Here is a 16,879-nt window from a genome sequence, read left to right as displayed (position 1 = left end):
ACTCCAAGTCGTTGGCTGAGTACCCATGAAGTACACGCAGCTGGGACGCACAGGACTCAAGGTCAGCCGACTCGCGCTCGGAACCATGAACTTCGGGCCGCTGACCAACGAGCCGGACAGTCACACGATCATGGACGCCGCGCTCGACGCGGGCATCAACTACTTCGACACGGCCAATGTCTACGGGTGGGACGAGAACAAGGGCCGCACCGAGGAGATCATCGGCACCTGGTTCACGCAGGGCGGCGAGCGGCGCGACAAGGTCGTGCTCGCCACCAAGATGTACGGGAACATGGCCCTCGACGGGAAGCCGGCCTGGCCCAACCACGATCTGCTCTCGGCGGTCAACATCCGCCGCTCCGTGGAGGCTTCGCTCAAGCGGCTGCAGACCGACTACATAGACATCTACCAGTTCCACCACATCGACCGCCGCACTCCCTTCGAGGAGATCTGGCAGGCCATCGACACCCTCATCACCCAGGGCAAAATCCTCTACGCGGGTTCATCGAACTTCCCCGGATACAAGATCGCCCAGGCGAACGAGATCGCCTCGCGGCGCGGCAGCTACGGCCTCGTCAGCGAGCAGTGCCTCTACAACCTCGCCGAACGCAGCGCCGAGATGGAGGTGATCCCGGCCGCCCAGGACTACGGCCTGGGCGTCATCCCGTGGTCGCCGCTGCACAGCGGCCTGCTCGGCGGCGTGCTCAAGAAGGAGGGCGAGGGCTCGCGGCGCACCAGCGGGCGGGCCGCGTCGGAGCTCGCGAAGCCGGAGGTCCGCGCGCAGGTCCAGGCGTACGAGGACCTGCTCGACAAGCACGGGCTCGCGCCGGGTGAGGTGGCGCTCGCCTGGCTGCTCACCCGTCCCGGCGTGACCGGGCCGATCGTCGGGCCGCGCACGGCGGAGCAGCTCACCAGCGCTCTGCGCGCGGTCGAGCTCGAGCTGTCGGACGAGCTGCTCGACGCCCTGGACGAGATCTTCCCGGGGCCGGGGCCCTCGCCGGAGTCCTTCGCCTGGTAGCAGGTGCCGTCAGGCCGCGGTCATCGCCTCACTGAGCCTTGCCGAGTCTCACTGGCCGACCGCGGCCGCCACCGCTACGACGACGAACATCAGCACGAGCACACCGGCCATGATCCGGTTCCTGGTTTTCGGGTCCACGTAGTCGAGGTTAACCGGCTCCGCCCAGTGGCCATCGACCGACCACCTCATAGCGGGGCCGCTCCCCCGCTACGCCGCTCTTGGGCAGATTGCTTCGTACGAGGGTCAGCTCGCCCACGGTCCACTCCCCGCCCCCGAAGTCCGCGAGGCCCTCGACGTACGGCCGCAGGGGCGGCTCCCCCTGGCCGCGGGCCAGCGTCAGGTGCGGGCGGTAGTGGCGGTGCTCCTCCATGGTGATGCCGGACTTGCGGGCCGCGGCGTCCGCCCGCCGGGCGAGGAGGCGCAGGGTGTCCAGGTCCCCCTTGGCGCCGGCCCAGAGCGCGCGCTCGCCGAAGTGGCCTCCCCCGTGCAGGGCCAGCCGGAAAGGGGCCGTGCGGTGCGCCGCTCGGGACAGCCGCTCGGACAGCTCCGGGACGGTGTCGTCCTCGACCTCGGCCATGAAGGCGAGCGTGAAGTGCCAGCTCTCGCGGAGCGTCCAGCGGAGGGCTTCGGCACCCGGCAGGGTCTTCAACCTCTCCACCGCGTGGGCCAGTTCGTCCGCCGCCGCGGGGGGCGGCAGCACGGCCGCGAAGAGTCTCATGGGGGTGAGTCTCGCCTCCGGCGGTTCTTTTCCCCAACCCCGCCCCTTCCCGGCCGATACATGTGCGGCTCCGCCGCGGGCCGCTCTGGCGCGGGGGCCTTGGTGGCCGTCATCACCGGCTCCGCCGAGTTCGTCCTCAAGGGCCGGACGGGCTGAAACTCCCGCCCACGCCACCGGAAGTGGGATAGGAAGATCGCATGGACCACATAACCATCCGCCCCGCAGGCCCCGACGACACCGCCACCGTCCTCGCCCTCTTCGACGGCGCCGTCGCCTGGCTCGTCTCGCAGGGCCGCACCGGGCAGTGGGGCGACAAGCCCTGGTCGGCCAATCCGAAGACCATCGCCCTGGTCGAGAAGTATCTGACCACCGGCTCCGCCTGGATCGCGGAGATCGGCGGGGAGGCGGTCGGCACGGTCACGCTGACCGACGGGCCGGGGGACTACATCGCTGCGGTGGACGAACCGGAGCAGTACGTCCACCTGCTGGCCTCCCGGCACGGCTCGGGCGCGGGCGCCGCCCTCCTCGCGCACGCGGCGCAAGAAACCCGGAGACAGGGAGTCTCCCTGCTCCGGGTCGACTGCTACGCGGGCGACGACGGCAAGCTCGTCGCGTTCTACGAACGCAACGGCTTCACGCGCACCGATGCCTTCCTCGCCCAGGACGGCACCTGGCCGGGCCAGGTCCTGGCCCGGCGCGTCTAGTCACGACAGCGGCCTACGCCGCCGTCGCCAGCTGCTCGCGCGGCACGAACTGCACGTGCTGCTGCCCGCGCCGCAGATCCACCTTCAGCCGCAGATTCGCGGCGCGGGCCAGCATCAGGCCGACGCCGACCGCGGCCACGGCGCAGATGAGGCCACCCGCGGCCATGCTGAGGCGCACGCCGTACGCGTCGGCGAGCCAGCCGAAGAGCGGGCCGCCCAGCGGCGTGCCGCCGGTGAAGACCATCATGAACAGCGACATGACCCGGCCCCGCATCTCGGGGTCCGTGGCCATCTGGACCGAGGAGTTGGCGGTGACGTTCACCGTCAGGCCCAGGATGCCGATCGGGACGATCAGGGCGACGAACATCCACAGCTCGGGCGCGAACGCGGCCACGATCTGCAGCACGCCGAAGGCGATCGCGGCCCCGGCGAGCAGCCGCAGGCGTGAGGTGCCGCGCCGGGCCGCGAGCAGCGCGCCCGCCAGGGAGCCGATCGCCATCAGGGTGTTGAAGAGCCCGTACATCCCCACGCCGCCGTGGAAGATGTCATCCGCGAACGCGCTCAGCCAGATCGGGAAGTTGAACCCGAAGGTGCCGATGAAGCCGACGAGGACGATCGGCCAGATCAGCTCGGGGTGCTTGGAGACGTAGTTCAGGCCTTCCTTCAGCTGCCCCTTGCCGCGCGGCTTGCGCGGGGTGTGGTGCAGCTCGCTCGTACGCATCAGCATCAGGCCGGTGAGCGGCGCGAGGAAGGACAGGCCGTTGGCGAGGAACGCCCAGCCGGGGCCGACGGCCGCGGTGAGACCACTGGCCACGGCCGGGCCGATGAGGCGCGCGGACTGGAAGTTCGCCGAGTTCAGCGAGACGGCGTTGCGGACCTGGTCGGGTCCGACCATCTCGGAGACGAAGGACTGCCGGGTCGGGTTGTCGACGACCGTGACGAGGCCGGTGAAGAAGGCCGCGAGGTAGACGTGCCAGACCTGGACGTTGCCGCTCAGGGTGAGGGTGGCGAGGAACAGGCCGCTGATGCTCATCGCGCCCTGGGTGCAGAAGAGCAGCTTGCGCTTGGCGAAGCGGTCGGCGATGACGCCGCCGTACAGGCCGAACAGGAGCATCGGCAGGAACTGCATCGCGGTGGTGATGCCGACCGCGGCCGAGGAGCCGGTGAGGCTCAGGACCAGCCAGTCCTGGGTGATGCGCGCCATCCAGGTGCCGGTGTTGGAGACAACGGCGCCGGAGGCGAAGAGCCGGTAGTTGCGGATCTTCAGCGAGCTGAACATCGACGACTTGGCGGCAGGGGTTTTGTCGAGGGCGGTTGGTGCGGGGGCGGAGTCTGCTCCGGATCCCGTACTCAAAGGCGGTTCGCCTCCTTGGCGTCGTGCGGTCGTACGGCACACGGCGGGTGGCCCGCCGGGTGCGCTACTTACAGGTGCGCGAGCTTCTCCAGGACGGGAGCGGCGGCGCGCAGCCGCGCCCACTCGTCCTCGTCGAGGTGCTCGGCCAGACCGGCCAGCCAGGCGTTCCGCTTGCGGCGGCTCTCCTCGAGCATGGCCTCGGCCGTCTCCGTCTGGGTCACCACCTTCTGGCGGCGGTCCTCGGGATGCGGCTCGAGCCGGACGAGACCCTTGGCTTCGAGCAGCGCGACGATGCGGGTCATCGACGGCGGCTGCACGTGTTCCTTGCGGGCCAGCTCACCGGGGGTGGCGTGGCCGCAGCGGGCGAGGGTGCCGAGCACCGACATCTCGGTGGGGCTCAGCGACTCGTCGACCCGCTGGTGCTTGAGTCGACGGGACAGGCGCATCACGGCGGAGCGCAGGGAGTTCACGGCGGCGGCGTCGTCACCATGGGAGAGGTCCGGCATGTTCGTTAGAGTAACTCATTACTCTAGCTAAAGACCACTCGATTCCCTCTTCCCACGCCACGGAACCTTTTCGTCACCCATATGAGTGAGGCGGCTTCGGAAAGTGAGACACGGCGCGTGGGACGGCGGCGACCCTGTCACGCATGGGATCGACAGTGCTCAGCCTGCGAATAGACGGTGAGCTGCTCGACCGGCTCAAGCAGCACGCCGCCAAGAGGGGAATGAGCGTCCAGGACTATGTGGTCGGGACGCTCATCAGAAACGACTTCGACGAACGCTTCCAGAGCGCCGTCGAGGAGACGGAAAAGTTCTACGGGGCGGCCTGAAGGCCGCCCCGCATGTACTGACACCAGTCCTGCCGCCTACGTCAGGCCCAGCGCCGGCATCAGGTAGTAGAAGCCGAAGACGGCCGCCACGACGTACATCGCGACCGGCACCTCGCGGCCGCGGCCCGAGGCGAGGCGCAGCACGGTGAAGCTGATGAAGCCGATGCCGATGCCGTTCGTGATCGAGTACGTGAACGGCATCATCAGCATCGTCAGGAACGCCGGGATCGCGATGGTGAAGTCGGCCCAGTCGATCTGGGTGATCGACCCGGACAGGATCAGGAAGCCCACCGCGAGCAGCGCGGGCGTGGCCGCCTGGGACGGGACCATCGTCGCGATGGGCGTGAGGAACAGCGCCACGGCGAAGAGACCGCCGGTGACGATGTTGGCGAAGCCCGTACGCGCGCCTTCGCCGACGCCCGCCGTGGACTCCACGAAGCAGGTGGTGGCCGACGAGGACGAGGCGCCGCCCGCCGCGACCGCGATGCCGTCGACGAACAGGACCTTGTTCATGCCCGGCATGTTGCCGCTCGCGTCGGTCAGCTTGGCCTCGTCGCCGATGCCCATGATCGTGCCCATGGCGTCGAAGAAGCAGGACAGCAGCACGGTGAAGACGAAGAGGATGCCGGTGAGCAGGCCGACCTTGTCGAAACCGCCGAACAGGCTGACCTGACCGACGAGGCCGAAGTCCGGCGTCGCGACGGGGTTGCCGGGCCACTCGGGCGTCGTCAGACCCCAGGACGGCACGGTCGCGACCGCGTTGATGATCATCGCGACGATCGTCATGACGACGATGCTGATCAGGATCGCGCCGGGCACCTTGCGCACGAGCAGGCAGAGCGTGAGCAGCGCGCCGAGCACGAAGACGAGGACCGGCCAGCCGTTGAGGTGCCCGTCGCCGCCCAGCTGGAGCGGGACCGTGGTGTGCGCGGCGTCCGGGATGCGCGAGACGAAGCCGGCGTCCACGAGGCCGATCAGCATGATGAAGAGGCCGATGCCGATCGCGATGCCCTTGCGCAGGCCGAGCGGCACGGCGTTCATCACGCGCTCCCGCAGGCCGGTGGCCACGAGCAGCATCACGACGAAGCCCGCGAGGACGACCATGCCCATCGCGTCGGGCCACGACATGCGCGGCGCGAGCTGGAGGGCGACCACGGTGTTCACGCCGAGTCCGGCGGCGAGCGCGATCGGGACGTTGCCGATGACGCCCATGAGCAGCGTGGTGAAGGCGGCGACCAGGGCGGTCGCGGTCACCAGCTGGCCGTTGTCGAGCTGGTTGCCGTACATGTCCTTCGCGCTGCCCAGGATGATCGGGTTCAGCACGATGATGTAGGCCATCGCGAAGAAGGTGGCGAAGCCGCCGCGGACCTCACGAGCGAGGGTCGAGCCCCGCTCGCTGATCTTGAAGAAGCCGTCGATGCCGCCCTGCGGGGGCGTCGGCGGCTTGGCGTCGACCGGGGCTGTGGCCGAGGAAGGCATGCGGGACCTCGTGGACTCAGGGAAACGCAGAGAAAGGGGGAAGATCGTTAAGTGGTGGGCCAGTGATCGATTTGTTTGTTCTTACGAAAACAACCAGCCATTAACGAGCGGTTTCAGTATGAATACATGAAGGAGAATTCGCTATCTCCGCGCGTAGACCCTTGTGGCGTCAGGGCCCAGCGACCCCCGCGGGGCCCCGCCCCGGCTGCTCGTAAACTGTGCGCATGGAGAAGTGGACACCCAAGCACGACGCGCCGGAGCCCCTGGAGGGCCCCGTCGTCGCCACCATCACGGGCGGCACGATCCTCTGGTTCGTCCTCTTCCTGGTGCAGCTGCCGTTCTACGGCTGGTTCGACGACCGCGACGCCACCTGGTGGGTGTGGACCTGCCTGGCCGGCGCGGGCCTCGGCCTGATCGGCATCTGGTACGTGCGGGGCCGCGACGCCGCGCTCAAGCGGGAAGCGGAGCGCAAGGCGGCCGCCTCCGCCGAGTGAGGCCCGGCCCGCCCCGCGGTAGTCCCTCCCTCGGGGTAGCGCCCGTACAACCACGGGAGTGTCCGTGTCCTACCGTGGTCGGATCTTTGGGCCACTCAAGGGGTGAAGGCCCCGCACCGCCCGTACCGTCGATGCCATGACGCATATCGACGCGGGCGCCGAGCTCGACCCGGTCCACCCGGTGGCGCCGCCGACCGGACGCGCGACGGGTCTGACCGCCGCCGAGGTGGCCGAGCGGGTCGCACGCGGCGAGGTCAACGACGTACCCATCCGCAGTTCGCGCTCGACCACCGAGATCGTCCGGGCGAACGTCTTCACGCGGTTCAACGCGATCATCGGCGTGCTCTGGGTGATCATGCTCTTCGTCGCGCCGATCCAGGACAGCCTCTTCGGCTTCGTGATCATCGCCAACACGGGCATCGGCATCATCCAGGAGCTGCGCGCCAAGAAGACGCTGGACGGACTCGCGGTCATCGGCGAGGCCAAACCGACCGTGCGGCGCGACGGCAGCGCGGCCGAGATCTCCACCTCCGAGATCGTCCTCGGCGACCTGGTGGAGCTGGGCCCCGGCGACAAGATCGTCGTGGACGGCGAGGCGGTCGAGACCGACAGCCTGGAGGTCGACGAGTCGCTCCTGACCGGTGAGGCCGACCCGGTCATCAAGAAGCCCGGCGACAGGATGATGTCGGGCTCCTTCGTGGTTGCGGGCGGCGGCGCGTTCACCGCCACGAAGGTCGGCCGCGAGGCGTACGCGGCGCAGCTCGCCGAGGAGGCGAGCCGCTTCACGCTCGTCCACTCCGAGCTGCGCACCGGCATCTCCACGATCCTCAAGTACGTGACGTGGCTGATGGTCCCGACCTCGATCGGCCTCATCATCAGCCAGCTCGTCGTCAAGGACGACAACTTCAAGGAGTCCATCGCCTACACCGTGGGCGGCATCGTCCCGATGATCCCCGAGGGTCTCGTCCTCCTGACCTCGGTCGCCTTCGCGATCGGCGTGATCCGCCTGGGCCGCCAGCAGTGCCTCGTCCAGGAGCTCCCCGCGATCGAGGGCCTGGCCCGCGTCGACACGGTCTGCCTGGACAAGACCGGCACCCTCACCGAGGGCGGCATGGACGTCACCGAGCTGCGTCCGCTGAACGGCTCCGACAAGACGTACGTACGCAAGGTCCTCGGCGCCCTCGGCGAGTCCGACCCGCGGCCGAACGCGTCGCTCCAGGCGATCATCGACTCCTACCCCGACAGCGAGGAGTGGCGCTGCACGGAGTCGCTGCCCTTCTCCTCGGCCCGCAAGTACAGCGGCGCCTCCTTCAGCGAGGGCGACGGCAACAACTCGACGTGGCTGCTGGGCGCCCCCGATGTGCTGCTGCCCGACGGCGACCCGTCCCTGGCCGAGATCGAGGACCTCAACCAGCAGGGCCTGCGCGTGCTGCTCCTGGCCCGCGCCGCCGGTGAACTGGACGCCCCGGACGTCGCGTCGGGGGCCCGCGCCACCGCCCTGGTCGTCCTGGAGCAGCGGCTGCGCCCGGACGCCGCCGACACCCTGCGGTACTTCGAGGAGCAGGACGTCAGCGCCAAGGTCATCTCCGGCGACAACGCGGTCTCGGTGAGCGCGGTCGCCGGAAAGCTGGGTCTTCCGGGCGCGGAGAACACCGTGGACGCCCGCAGGCTGCCCCCGGAACAGGGCGAGATGGCCGAGGCCCTGGACGCCAACTCCGTCTTCGGCCGGGTCACCCCGCAGCAGAAGCGCGACATGGTGGGCGCCCTCCAGTCACGCGGCCACACGGTCGCGATGACGGGCGACGGCGTGAACGACGTACTGGCCCTGAAGGACGCCGACATCGGCGTCTCGATGGGCTCGGGCTCGGAGGCGACGCGGGCCGTGGCCCAGATCGTGCTCCTGAACAACAGCTTCGCGACGCTGCCCTCGGTGGTCGCCGAGGGCCGCCGGGTCATCGGCAACATCACGCGGGTGGCGACGCTGTTCCTGGTGAAGACCGTCTACTCGGTCGTCATTGCGCTGCTGGTGGTCTGCTCGCAGGTCGAGTACTTGTTCCTGCCACGCCACCTGACACTGCTCTCGACCCTGACGATCGGCGTCCCGGCCTTCTTCCTCGCCCTCGCGCCCAACAAGGAGCGGGCCAAGCCCCACTTCGTACGAAGGGTCATGCGGTACGCGATCCCGGGCGGCGTCGTCGCGGGCGTCGCCACCTTCTGTACGTACCTCCTGGCGCGCCACCACTACGCGGGGGCGGGCGCACGGGAAGCCGAGACCAGCGCGGCCACGCTGGCGCTGTTCCTGATCGCCATGTGGGTCCTCGCGATCATCGCCCGCCCCTACACGTGGTGGCGGCTCGGCCTGATCGGCGCGATGGGTCTCGGCTTCCTGCTGGTGCTGACCGTGCCGTGGCTCCAGGACTTCTTCCAGCTGAAGCTGGTCGGCACGACGATGCCGTGGGCGGCGGTCGCGATCGCGGCGGTGGCCTCACTGATCATCGAGGTCATCTTCCGCTGGGTCGGCCGCCGCTTTCCGGCCTAGTCGCTACTAGTTGACGTCCACGAAGTCGGCGGTCGAGGTGACCGCGGGGGTCGTGGACGTACCCGCGAAGACGTAACGGTAGTAGCCGTCCGCGGAGGCCGTCACGGTCGTCTTCAGGTTGCCCTTGGTGTCGGACGTGACCGTCTTCAGGGTGGAGTAGGAGGTCGCACCCTTCTTCTTGTACTGGAGCTTCACGGACTGCTTGGTGTAGCCCGCGTACTTCGAGGTGTCCCAGTTGGCGCGGGTGAGGGCGCCGGTGACCGTGAGGGTCTTGCCCTTCTTGATGGGCTCCGGGGAGGCGTTGGTGGTGAGGCGGGCGTTGCGCTGGATGTTGGCGTCGGACTTGTACGTCTCGCCCTCGGCCGAGTCGCCGTCGTTCGCGCCCGCGGCCGCGTAGACCTTCCAGCCCGAGCCGGCCAGGTTGTTGTAGAGGTCGATCGTCGGGTCGGCGACGACCGTGACGGAGCAGGTCGACGTGGTGGCGTTGACGACCTTGCACGTGCCGTCGAAGTCGTCCGGGGTCAGGACGCCGTCGGCCGTGTCTATGCTGCCGCCGTGGTACAGGAACGCGCTGCCGCCCGCGATGCCCTCGGGGTCGGTGGCGGTGACGGCGACGGTGAACTTCACCTTGTTGGTGGTGCCGACGACGACGTTCTTGCCGCCGTTGACGGAGACCTTCGTGATCTTGGTGTCGCCGACGTTCGCACCCTGCGCGGCGAGGCGCGGGGCGGACGTCGGGCCGTCGGCGGCCTGGGCGGCCGGAACGACGAGTGCGGAAAGGGCCAGGGTGCCGGTCAGTGCGGCCACGGTGGCACGAATGCGCATGTGTTTCCCCAAGTGGGAAGGGGGCTCCACGGTGCGCTGGCTGCTGTCACGCGGAGCCCAGTGATCTAGGAGTCTGTTGACTCGGAAGATCAGACTCGCGACATGGGCCACTGGTTGTACGGGAAGTGAAGATTTAGTGACCGAGAAAGTTGACCGCTAAAGGGAGCGCGGGCTTCCGGCGGGATGCGCCGGAAGCCGGTCACGGGAAGCCGGTCACCGGAAGCCCGTCACAGGAGCGGCCCTCAGTCGAACCAGCGGTCCCGCTCCAGCTCGTCGGTGCGGGAGGGGTCCTCCAGCAGGGCGGCGACCTCGAAGCGGCGCGGCCACTGGCCCGCCGCCCAGGCGAGACCGGCGGCGACGCCCTCCAGCGTGGCGGCGTGGATGGTGCCGTCCGGCGTCCGGCGCCAGTCCAGCTCCACTCCCCCGGCGACCAGTTCCTCGTGCTCGACGTACGTCTCCGGGGTGGCCGGACCGAGCAGCGTACGGACCGGCTCCGGCACCGGATGCTCTTCGCCCTCCCCCGCGGGCTCCACGGCCGCCGTCTCGCTCAGCCTGCGCACCTGGAACAGCTCGGCCAGATCGCCCGCCTTGCGCGGCTGCACGGGCAGCAGCGCCACGCCCCCGGTCAGCGGCAGCAGGTCAGGGGCGTCGGCGACGACCGCGTCCGCCACGTCGACCACCACGACCTCGCCGTCCACGACGGCCCGCACCTCGTCCGGCAGCGTCACCTGCTCCGGGTCCAGATCGGCCAGGGCGCCGTACAGCGCGTGCAGTTGGGCCGCCGAAACGGTCCTCTCCGGGTCCGCGAGCCGGTCGAGCAGCTCGGCGGCGCCGCCGGGCTCCTCCAGGAGGGCGGCGACCGACGTGCGGACGCCGAGCGCGCGCAGCACCTGCTCGTCGTCGAACCCGGAGGCGTCGGCAGCGTCGTAGAGCCCTTCGAGCAGCGGGTCGCCGCCCGAGGCGCGCAGACCGGCGGGCCGCCGGCCGCCGAGCACCGGATTCCCGCGCAGCCACCACGCGGTGTACGACCGGACGGTCTCCGTCGTGCCGTCCGGGAGCAGAATCCGCAGCGGCTGCGTCAGCGCGTCCCGCAGCGGCGGGCGCGAGAGCATCGCCAGGGCCTGCGGCCAGCAGTCGTCGTCGACCAGGTCCAGATCCCGTACGGCGATGATCTCGGTCGCGACGGGCGGCACCGGAGTGTCGGGCAGCCGGTCGAGGACGTCCTCGCACCACACGTCGACCGCGTCGAGCAGACCGGGGTCGTCGGGCTCGGCGAAGTCGCTCTCGCGCGGCTCCATCTCGTCGGGGTCGAGTACGACGTCCGTGGCGCGGACCAGCGCGAAGTTGACGAGGACACCGCACCCGGCGAGGGGCTGCTCGCCCCAGCGCTCGGCGAGCTCGGCGTCCACGGTGGCGAGTTCGTCCTCGCGCATGATCTGGGCGAAGGGGCTGCCGGGAAAGACCAGTTCACCGGCGGGAGCGAGTTCGCCGTCCTCGTCGTCGGGCAGGGCGAGCGCGCCGAGCCAGGGCTCGTCGCCGGGCGAGAGGTTCGCGTCGCGGACGAGCGAGAGCACGATGTCCGCGAGCTCCTCGGCGTCCACGGCGTCCTCGTCCCACGTGTCGTCGTCGAGCGACGCGGCGACGGCGGCGCGGACCTGCGGGGTCGTCAGGACGGCGCGGGGCGTGGCGGGCAGGGCGCCGAGCTTCTCCAGGAGGGGATGCACGGCGTCGGGGTGCGCGACCTTCAGGCCGAGCCGGACGAGGGCCGCGGGGTCGCTGTCGTCGCCGATGACGGGAAGGAGGACCTGGCGGGGCCCGATGGTGGTGCGTCCGTCGGCCAGCGGCACGGGCAGCCCGGTCAGCCGGTCGGGATCGACTCCGGCGAGGGCGTCGTACAGCCGCCGCCACCAGTCCGGCTCCCGCTCGAGACCCGTGAGGCGGTCGATGGCCTCGGTCAGCGGTACGCGGGCGACACCGAGGGTGCGCAGCTCGGCACGGCGCTCAAGTCCCGCGGGCAGCAGGCTCGGCAGGACGTCGGCGAGCACGCGTACGGTCTCGGCGCCCGCGCCCTCCACGACCTCCGCGTCACGGGGCCGCAGCGCGACGGGAACCTGCCACTCGGGTACGTCGGGGTCGTCCTGGGGAACGGCCTCCACCGCGGGCGGCAGGAAGGCGGTGCGCGGCAGCCGGTCGAGGATGGCCTGGCGCAGGGCGCCGTCGAGCTCGCTCTTGCCGAGCGGGCCGGGGACGAGGCCGATGATGCCTTCGCCGACGGGCCGCCAGTCGGCGAGGAGTTCGGCGTACGCGTCGGCCGCGCGCTGCACGAGGAAGTCGGTGAGGGGCCCGGGGGCCGCGTGCCGCCGGGTGGTGTCCAGCGGGAACGAGGCGATCAGCAGGGCGGGCACGCCGAGCGGCTCGTCGCTGGGGGTCGGCGCGTGCAGGACGGGGGCGCTGCGGGGGGCTTGCGGGGCGCCTTCGCGGTCGGTGGGTACGGCCCAGGTGACGGACCAGTGGGGCCTCAGCCGCTCCTCGACGGGCCGGTCGGCGAGGAGGCCGGGCTCCAGGGGGCCCTGGTGGCTGACGGTGCGCCAGCGGGTGTTGCCGTCACGGGTGTCGGAGACGTCGACGTAGCCGGGCTCGGCGGTGCGACGGAGGGTACGGACGGGGGAATCCCCGACCTGGACGACAACTTCCTCAAGCCCCGGAAGGGCAAGAAGAAGAGCGTCGTCGATCCCGTCCAGGAGCCGTACGACAAGGTCCTCGGCGGCGGCGTCGCGCAGCGGCAGGATGACGACGGTGTCGTACCCCTGCGGGGCGGTCCCTTCGGCGGCGAAGGGCAGCCGCAGGAGGGGTACGTGGCCGTCGCGGCGGCGGACTTCGTCCCCGAGCCCGGGGCTGAACCGGGCGGTGTCGGCGGCGAGTTCGCGGGCCTCGCTCAGGGACCAGCGGACTCCGCCGGTACGCCCGACGAGCGCGGGCTCGTCCGAGACGGCGAGCACGGCGGCGAAGCCGACGCCGAACCGGCCGACGGCGCCGTTGGTCTGCTCCTCGCGCTTGGCGGAGGCGCGGAGGGTGGAGAGGGATTCGACGCCGGTGGCGTCGAGGGGTGCGCCGTTGTTGGCGGCGGCGAGTACGCCGTCCCGGAGGGTGAGGGCGAGCCGTCCCGGAGCGCCGGCCCTCGCCGCCGCGTCGGCGGCGTTCTGGGCGAGCTCGACGATCAGCCGGTCGCGGTAGCCGCCGAGGGCGAGGTCCTCCTCGGCGTTGGCGTCCTCCCGGAACCGGGCCGGGCTCGCCGCCCAGGCGTCGAGGACTCCCCGCCGGAGCCGTGCCGTGCCGAACGGGTCAGTACCCTCGGCCGCCGGCCGCACGGTCTTGCTCACGGTGTCGTCTCCCTCGCTTGGTTCGCGGGCCGAACGGTACCGCGTCCCGCCCTCCCCCCGACGAGCGGTCCACCCCCACGTGGCCGGGTGTCTCCTACGGCCCCGGCCACTCCTGGCCGGGGGCCACCTGGACGCACGTGGCCTGGGGCCACCTGCGGGCCGCCCGTACCCGGGTGCCACCTGCGGGCCCGGCTACTTCCGGCCGGGGCCGTCCGTGCCCGGGTGCCACCTGCAGGCCCGGCTACTTCCGGCCGGGGGCCGCCTGGACCGCGCTCCGCGCGGGTCTCTCCCACCCACCCGCCCGTTTACCCGCAGCACGCCGCGCGCGTAGGGGCGGTGCGCGTCGTGGTGGACGGAAGTACGTCGTCTGCGGCCCGGCGTTCGCCTACCCGCGCTCCGCGCGGAGTCCCCCCACCCACCCGTTTACCCCGCAGGGCAATCGGGTGGGCGGGCGGGAGAGACCCGCGCAAAGCGCGGAAGGCCGACCCACGACGCTCAGCCGAAACGACAAGCCCCCGCCCCCACAACACCCCGGGGCAAACGGGCGGGTGGGTGGGAAAGATCCGCGCGAAGCGCGGGAAGCCGACACGCGGCGCTTGGCCGAAGAGACGAGCCCAGGCCCCCCACAACACCGCTGGGCAAACGGGCGGGCGGGCGGGAAAGATCCGCGCGGAGCGCGGGGCAAGGGAACACCGGGCCGCAGGCGGGGAGCCGCCGGAAGCCCACCCGGCAGGGAGATCCCACCCGGCAAGGAGAGCCCACCCGGCAGGGAGAGGCCGCCCCGCCTGGGGGCAACCCCCATCCGCCACCCCCAGCGGGAGCTCAGGAGTGGCCGAGTTCCTCCGCCGCCCCCTCCACCGGCACCGACCCCGAGTCGGGAGCGGGGCGCAGCGGGAGGACGTCCACCCGGGTCTCGTCGAGGACGGGCGCGGCAGGCCGCGACGGCTTCGGCATCACGGCAGCCTCCGAGTGGCCCCCACAGCCGTACGAGAGGGACACGACGTGGCCGTCCGCCGGACCGAACTCGTTCGCGCACACACCGAACGCCTGGCCGAGCGATCCGCCGATCGGGGCGAGGAAGCCACAGCTGACGCAGGACGCGGGCGCCGCCTGCGCCATCGCCGTCTTCGTGCCGTGCGACTCCTCCCAGCGGTCGGCCGCGGCATGCAGGCCGTACCGGGACAGGACACGCGCCCTGCGCATGCCCAGCTCGTCGGCGATCGCGGCGATCGAGCCACGCGCCGGCACGGCGGGCACCGCGGGCAGCTCGGCGGGCGACCCCGCCGTCACTTCCACGTCCTCCGCCTCGACCAGCTCCGCCATCTCCTCGGAGAACACGGAGTTCGGCGGCGGCTCCTCCTCGCCCGAGTAACCGGGCTCCAGGCGCAGATCCTCCGCGTCCGTGGGGAGCAGGTCCCCCGGGCCCATGTCACCGGGGCGCAGCCGCTCGCTCCACGGCACCCACTCGGGGGCCAGCAGGGCGTCGGGGCCGGGCAGCAGCACCGTCTCGTCGAGCGTGACGACCTTGGCGCGCGATGCGCGCGCCACCGTCACGGCCCAGCGCCAGCCCCGGTAGCCGAAGTCCTTGCACTCGAACAGGTGCGTGACCACGCGGTCGCCCTCGACCACGGCCTCGACGTGCTCACCGACCACACCGGGTGCGGCGGCCTCCTCGGCCGCGTCCCGGGCCAGTCCCACCGCCTCGACGCACAGGCGGTCGGGAGTACGCGGGGTACGCGGGGTACGGCTTCGCGTTGTCGCTGCGCTCACAGGTATCGCTTCTCCATTACGCCGTCTCACGAGTGCGCCACCCATACGCGGGAGTGCGGACGGAGCGGACCGGAGGGCCGCGTCGACGTCCGCGCCCGAACGTCCTCGGGCGCACCTACGTCATCCATTCTGCGGGATGACCGAGAGGCGCGCGGCCAAGAACAACCGCCGCAGGCGCGCTACGCACGCTACCTTCTCCCGGCCCGTGGGCCTACACCGGCGTGCCCGCCCCCTGCGTCGAGACCCGGGTCCGCCGTCCCTTCACGGCAGTTTTCCCACCCGCCCACCCGATTACCCCGCAGCAGATGCGCACTAGTGCCCCCGATAAGGGGGCACTATGACGAGGTGGCTGCCGCAAGGTCGTCGTCCCAGAAAGTCGGCGGACGCGGTCCGGTGCTGAACCGGGCCGCCCGCTGGGTCGGTCGCGCCCTGCACCTGCCCTTCACCGGCACGGCCCGCGGCATCCGCAAGGCCACGCACGCGCACGGCGCGGGCGAGTCGGGGCTCGGCAAGCTCATCGAACTGCACGCCGTGAACGGCGCTGGCGACGTCATGATCACCATCGCGCTCGCCTCGACCGTCTTCTTCTCCGTACCGACGGACGAGGCGCGCGGCCGTGTCGCCCTCTATCTCGCCATCACGATGGCGCCCTTCACACTGCTCGCCCCCGTCATCGGCCCTCTCCTGGACCGCCTCCCGCACGGCCGGCGGTACGCGATGTCCGCCGCGATGCTGGCGCGCGCCCTGCTCGCCCTGCTGCTGTCCGAGGCGGTGATCACGGGGAGCCTGGAGCTCTATCCGGCGGCGCTCGGCGTCCTGGTCGCGTCCAAGGCGTACGGAGTCGTACGGAGCGCCGTGGTGCCCCGGCTGCTGCCCAAGGGCTTCTCCCTGGTCAAGGCCAACTCCAGAGTCACGCTGGGCGGGCTGCTCGCGACCGGTGTCGCCGCTCCCGTCGGCGCGGGGCTCCAGGCGCTGGGACCGCGCTGGCCGCTCTACGGCGCCTTCGTGATCTTCATCGTCGGGATGTTCCTCTCCCTCTCGCTGCCGCCCAAGGTGGACTCGGCCAAGGGCGAGCACAAGGCGCTGCTCGCGGCCGACGAGGAGCATCTGCATCTGCACGCGCGCGTCGAAGCCGCGGCGGACACGTCCAAGAAGCGGCGCCTGGGGCTGCGTACGGTCGGGCCCGCCGTCACGCACGCCCTCACCGCCAACGCCGCGCTGCGCTGTCTCTCCGGTTTCCTCATCTTCTTCCTCGCCTTCCTGCTGCGCGAGGAACCGCTCGGCGGCCAGAGCGCCGCGGTGTCCCTGGGGATAGTGGGAGTCGCGGCCGGGGTCGGCAACGCGCTGGGCACGGCCGTCGGCGCCGGTCTGAGATCGCGGGCGCCGGAGGTCATCATCGTGACCGTCGTCGCCGTCGTCCTGGGCGTGGCGATCACCGCCGCGGTGTTCTTCGGTGCGGTGGGCGTCGCCTGCCTCGGCGCGGTGGCGGGCTTCGCGCAGGCCATGTCGAAGCTCTCCCTGGACGCGCTGATCCAGCGGGACGTCCCCGAGGAGGTGCGGACCTCCGCCTTCGCCCGCTCGGAGACCATCCTGCAGATGGCGTGGGTGGTGGGCGGCGGAATCGGCATGGCCCTGCCGCTGAACGGGTCACTGGGGCTCTCGGTGGCCGCCGCGATCGTCGCCGTCGGCTGGCTTTCGACCGCGCGGGGCCTGCTCTCGGCGGCCCGGCACGGCGGGAGGCGCCGCCCCCGGGTGGCGTGAGCCCG

The 16,879-nt window shown here is 71.2% G+C and carries 13 protein-coding genes; 6 read left to right on the top strand and 7 right to left on the bottom strand.

Annotated elements, in window-relative coordinates; translation table 11 throughout:
• Positions 1 to 25 precede the first annotated feature (25 nt).
• Positions 26 to 1,018 (top strand): aldo/keto reductase, encoded by a 993-nt coding sequence (locus ACIGXX_RS10755; protein WP_351162594.1) that lies wholly within the window; start codon positions 26 to 28, stop codon positions 1,016 to 1,018.
• A 148-nt stretch (positions 1,019 to 1,166) separates the two neighbouring features.
• On the opposite strand, the gene thpR is transcribed toward ACIGXX_RS10755, so the two are convergent.
• Positions 1,167 to 1,736, bottom strand: coding sequence for an RNA 2',3'-cyclic phosphodiesterase (gene thpR, locus ACIGXX_RS10750; protein ID WP_399974651.1), 570 nt, complete (start codon positions 1,734 to 1,736; stop codon positions 1,167 to 1,169).
• 197 nt (positions 1,737 to 1,933) lie between these two features.
• Between thpR and ACIGXX_RS10745 the strand changes: the two genes are divergently transcribed.
• On the top strand, positions 1,934 to 2,440 hold the full coding sequence (locus tag ACIGXX_RS10745; RefSeq protein ID WP_351162590.1) for a GNAT family N-acetyltransferase: 507 nt from the start codon (positions 1,934 to 1,936) through the stop codon (positions 2,438 to 2,440).
• Between the two features lie 13 nt (positions 2,441 to 2,453).
• Here ACIGXX_RS10745 and ACIGXX_RS10740 read toward each other — a convergent pair whose 3' ends face one another.
• Both ACIGXX_RS10740 and ACIGXX_RS10735 read right to left on the bottom strand, forming a co-directional pair.
• Positions 2,454 to 3,794, bottom strand: a complete 1,341-nt coding sequence (locus ACIGXX_RS10740) for an MFS transporter (RefSeq protein ID WP_351162588.1) — start codon at positions 3,792 to 3,794, stop codon at positions 2,454 to 2,456.
• Between the two features lie 68 nt (positions 3,795 to 3,862).
• Positions 3,863 to 4,300: a MarR family winged helix-turn-helix transcriptional regulator gene (locus ACIGXX_RS10735; RefSeq protein WP_249589249.1), complete on the bottom strand. Its 438-nt coding sequence runs from the start codon at positions 4,298 to 4,300 to the stop codon at positions 3,863 to 3,865.
• Positions 4,301 to 4,443: 143 nt separating this feature from the next.
• Here ACIGXX_RS10735 and ACIGXX_RS10730 point away from each other — a divergent pair, with 143 nt between their 5' ends.
• Positions 4,444 to 4,626: a ribbon-helix-helix protein, CopG family gene (locus tag ACIGXX_RS10730; protein WP_351162586.1), complete on the top strand. Its 183-nt coding sequence runs from the start codon at positions 4,444 to 4,446 to the stop codon at positions 4,624 to 4,626.
• Positions 4,627 to 4,662: 36 nt separating this feature from the next.
• Here the strand turns inward: ACIGXX_RS10730 and ACIGXX_RS10725 are convergent, their stop codons facing one another.
• Entirely contained in the window at positions 4,663 to 6,105 is a 1,443-nt protein-coding gene (locus ACIGXX_RS10725; RefSeq protein ID WP_361467067.1) for an NCS2 family permease, read from the bottom strand.
• 224 nt (positions 6,106 to 6,329) lie between these two features.
• Between ACIGXX_RS10725 and ACIGXX_RS10720 the strand changes: the two genes are divergently transcribed.
• Together ACIGXX_RS10720 and ACIGXX_RS10715 are read left to right on the top strand one after the other, a co-directional pair.
• Complete coding sequence (locus tag ACIGXX_RS10720; protein WP_351162582.1) at positions 6,330 to 6,599, top strand: DUF2530 domain-containing protein; 270 nt, start codon at positions 6,330 to 6,332, stop codon at positions 6,597 to 6,599.
• 136 nt (positions 6,600 to 6,735) lie between these two features.
• On the top strand, positions 6,736 to 9,138 hold the full coding sequence (locus tag ACIGXX_RS10715; protein WP_399974645.1) for an HAD-IC family P-type ATPase: 2,403 nt from the start codon (positions 6,736 to 6,738) through the stop codon (positions 9,136 to 9,138).
• 6 nt (positions 9,139 to 9,144) lie between these two features.
• On the opposite strand, the gene ACIGXX_RS10710 is transcribed toward ACIGXX_RS10715, so the two are convergent.
• From ACIGXX_RS10710 to ACIGXX_RS10700, 3 genes are all read right to left on the bottom strand, one after another.
• Entirely contained in the window at positions 9,145 to 9,963 is an 819-nt protein-coding gene (locus tag ACIGXX_RS10710; RefSeq protein WP_351162578.1) for a calcium-binding protein, read from the bottom strand.
• Between the two features lie 242 nt (positions 9,964 to 10,205).
• Positions 10,206 to 13,343 carry a sacsin N-terminal ATP-binding-like domain-containing protein gene (locus tag ACIGXX_RS10705; protein WP_399974642.1) on the bottom strand — a complete coding sequence of 1,046 codons (3,138 nt, stop codon included), beginning with the start codon at positions 13,341 to 13,343 and terminating at the stop codon, positions 10,206 to 10,208.
• Between the two features lie 822 nt (positions 13,344 to 14,165).
• Entirely contained in the window at positions 14,166 to 15,113 is a 948-nt protein-coding gene (locus ACIGXX_RS10700; protein WP_351162574.1) for a DUF3027 domain-containing protein, read from the bottom strand.
• 396 nt (positions 15,114 to 15,509) lie between these two features.
• On the opposite strand from ACIGXX_RS10700, the gene ACIGXX_RS10695 reads away from it, so the two are divergent.
• A complete protein-coding gene (locus ACIGXX_RS10695; protein WP_399975189.1) occupies positions 15,510 to 16,874 on the top strand; it encodes an MFS transporter in 1,365 nt (454 codons plus the stop codon).
• The last annotated feature ends 5 nt before the right edge of the window (positions 16,875 to 16,879 follow it).

It is taken from the genome of Streptomyces sp. NPDC055243 (assembly GCF_044544025.1).
Classification (GTDB): Bacteria; Actinomycetota; Actinomycetes; order Streptomycetales; family Streptomycetaceae; genus Streptomyces.
This window is presented reverse-complemented; position numbering and strand designations above follow the sequence as displayed.

Coding starts and splice junctions, on each gene's coding strand:
- ACIGXX_RS10755 (WP_351162594.1), top strand. CDS start 26: ATGAAGTACACGCAGCTGGGACGCACAGGACTCAAGGTCAGCCGACTC.
- thpR (WP_399974651.1), bottom strand. CDS start 1,736: ATGAGACTCTTCGCGGCCGTGCTGCCGCCCCCCGCGGCGGCGGACGAA.
- ACIGXX_RS10745 (WP_351162590.1), top strand. CDS start 1,934: ATGGACCACATAACCATCCGCCCCGCAGGCCCCGACGACACCGCCACC.
- ACIGXX_RS10735 (WP_249589249.1), bottom strand. CDS start 4,300: ATGCCGGACCTCTCCCATGGTGACGACGCCGCCGCCGTGAACTCCCTG.
- ACIGXX_RS10730 (WP_351162586.1), top strand. CDS start 4,444: ATGGGATCGACAGTGCTCAGCCTGCGAATAGACGGTGAGCTGCTCGAC.
- ACIGXX_RS10725 (WP_361467067.1), bottom strand. CDS start 6,105: ATGCCTTCCTCGGCCACAGCCCCGGTCGACGCCAAGCCGCCGACGCCC.
- ACIGXX_RS10720 (WP_351162582.1), top strand. CDS start 6,330: ATGGAGAAGTGGACACCCAAGCACGACGCGCCGGAGCCCCTGGAGGGC.
- ACIGXX_RS10715 (WP_399974645.1), top strand. CDS start 6,736: ATGACGCATATCGACGCGGGCGCCGAGCTCGACCCGGTCCACCCGGTG.
- ACIGXX_RS10710 (WP_351162578.1), bottom strand. CDS start 9,963: ATGCGCATTCGTGCCACCGTGGCCGCACTGACCGGCACCCTGGCCCTT.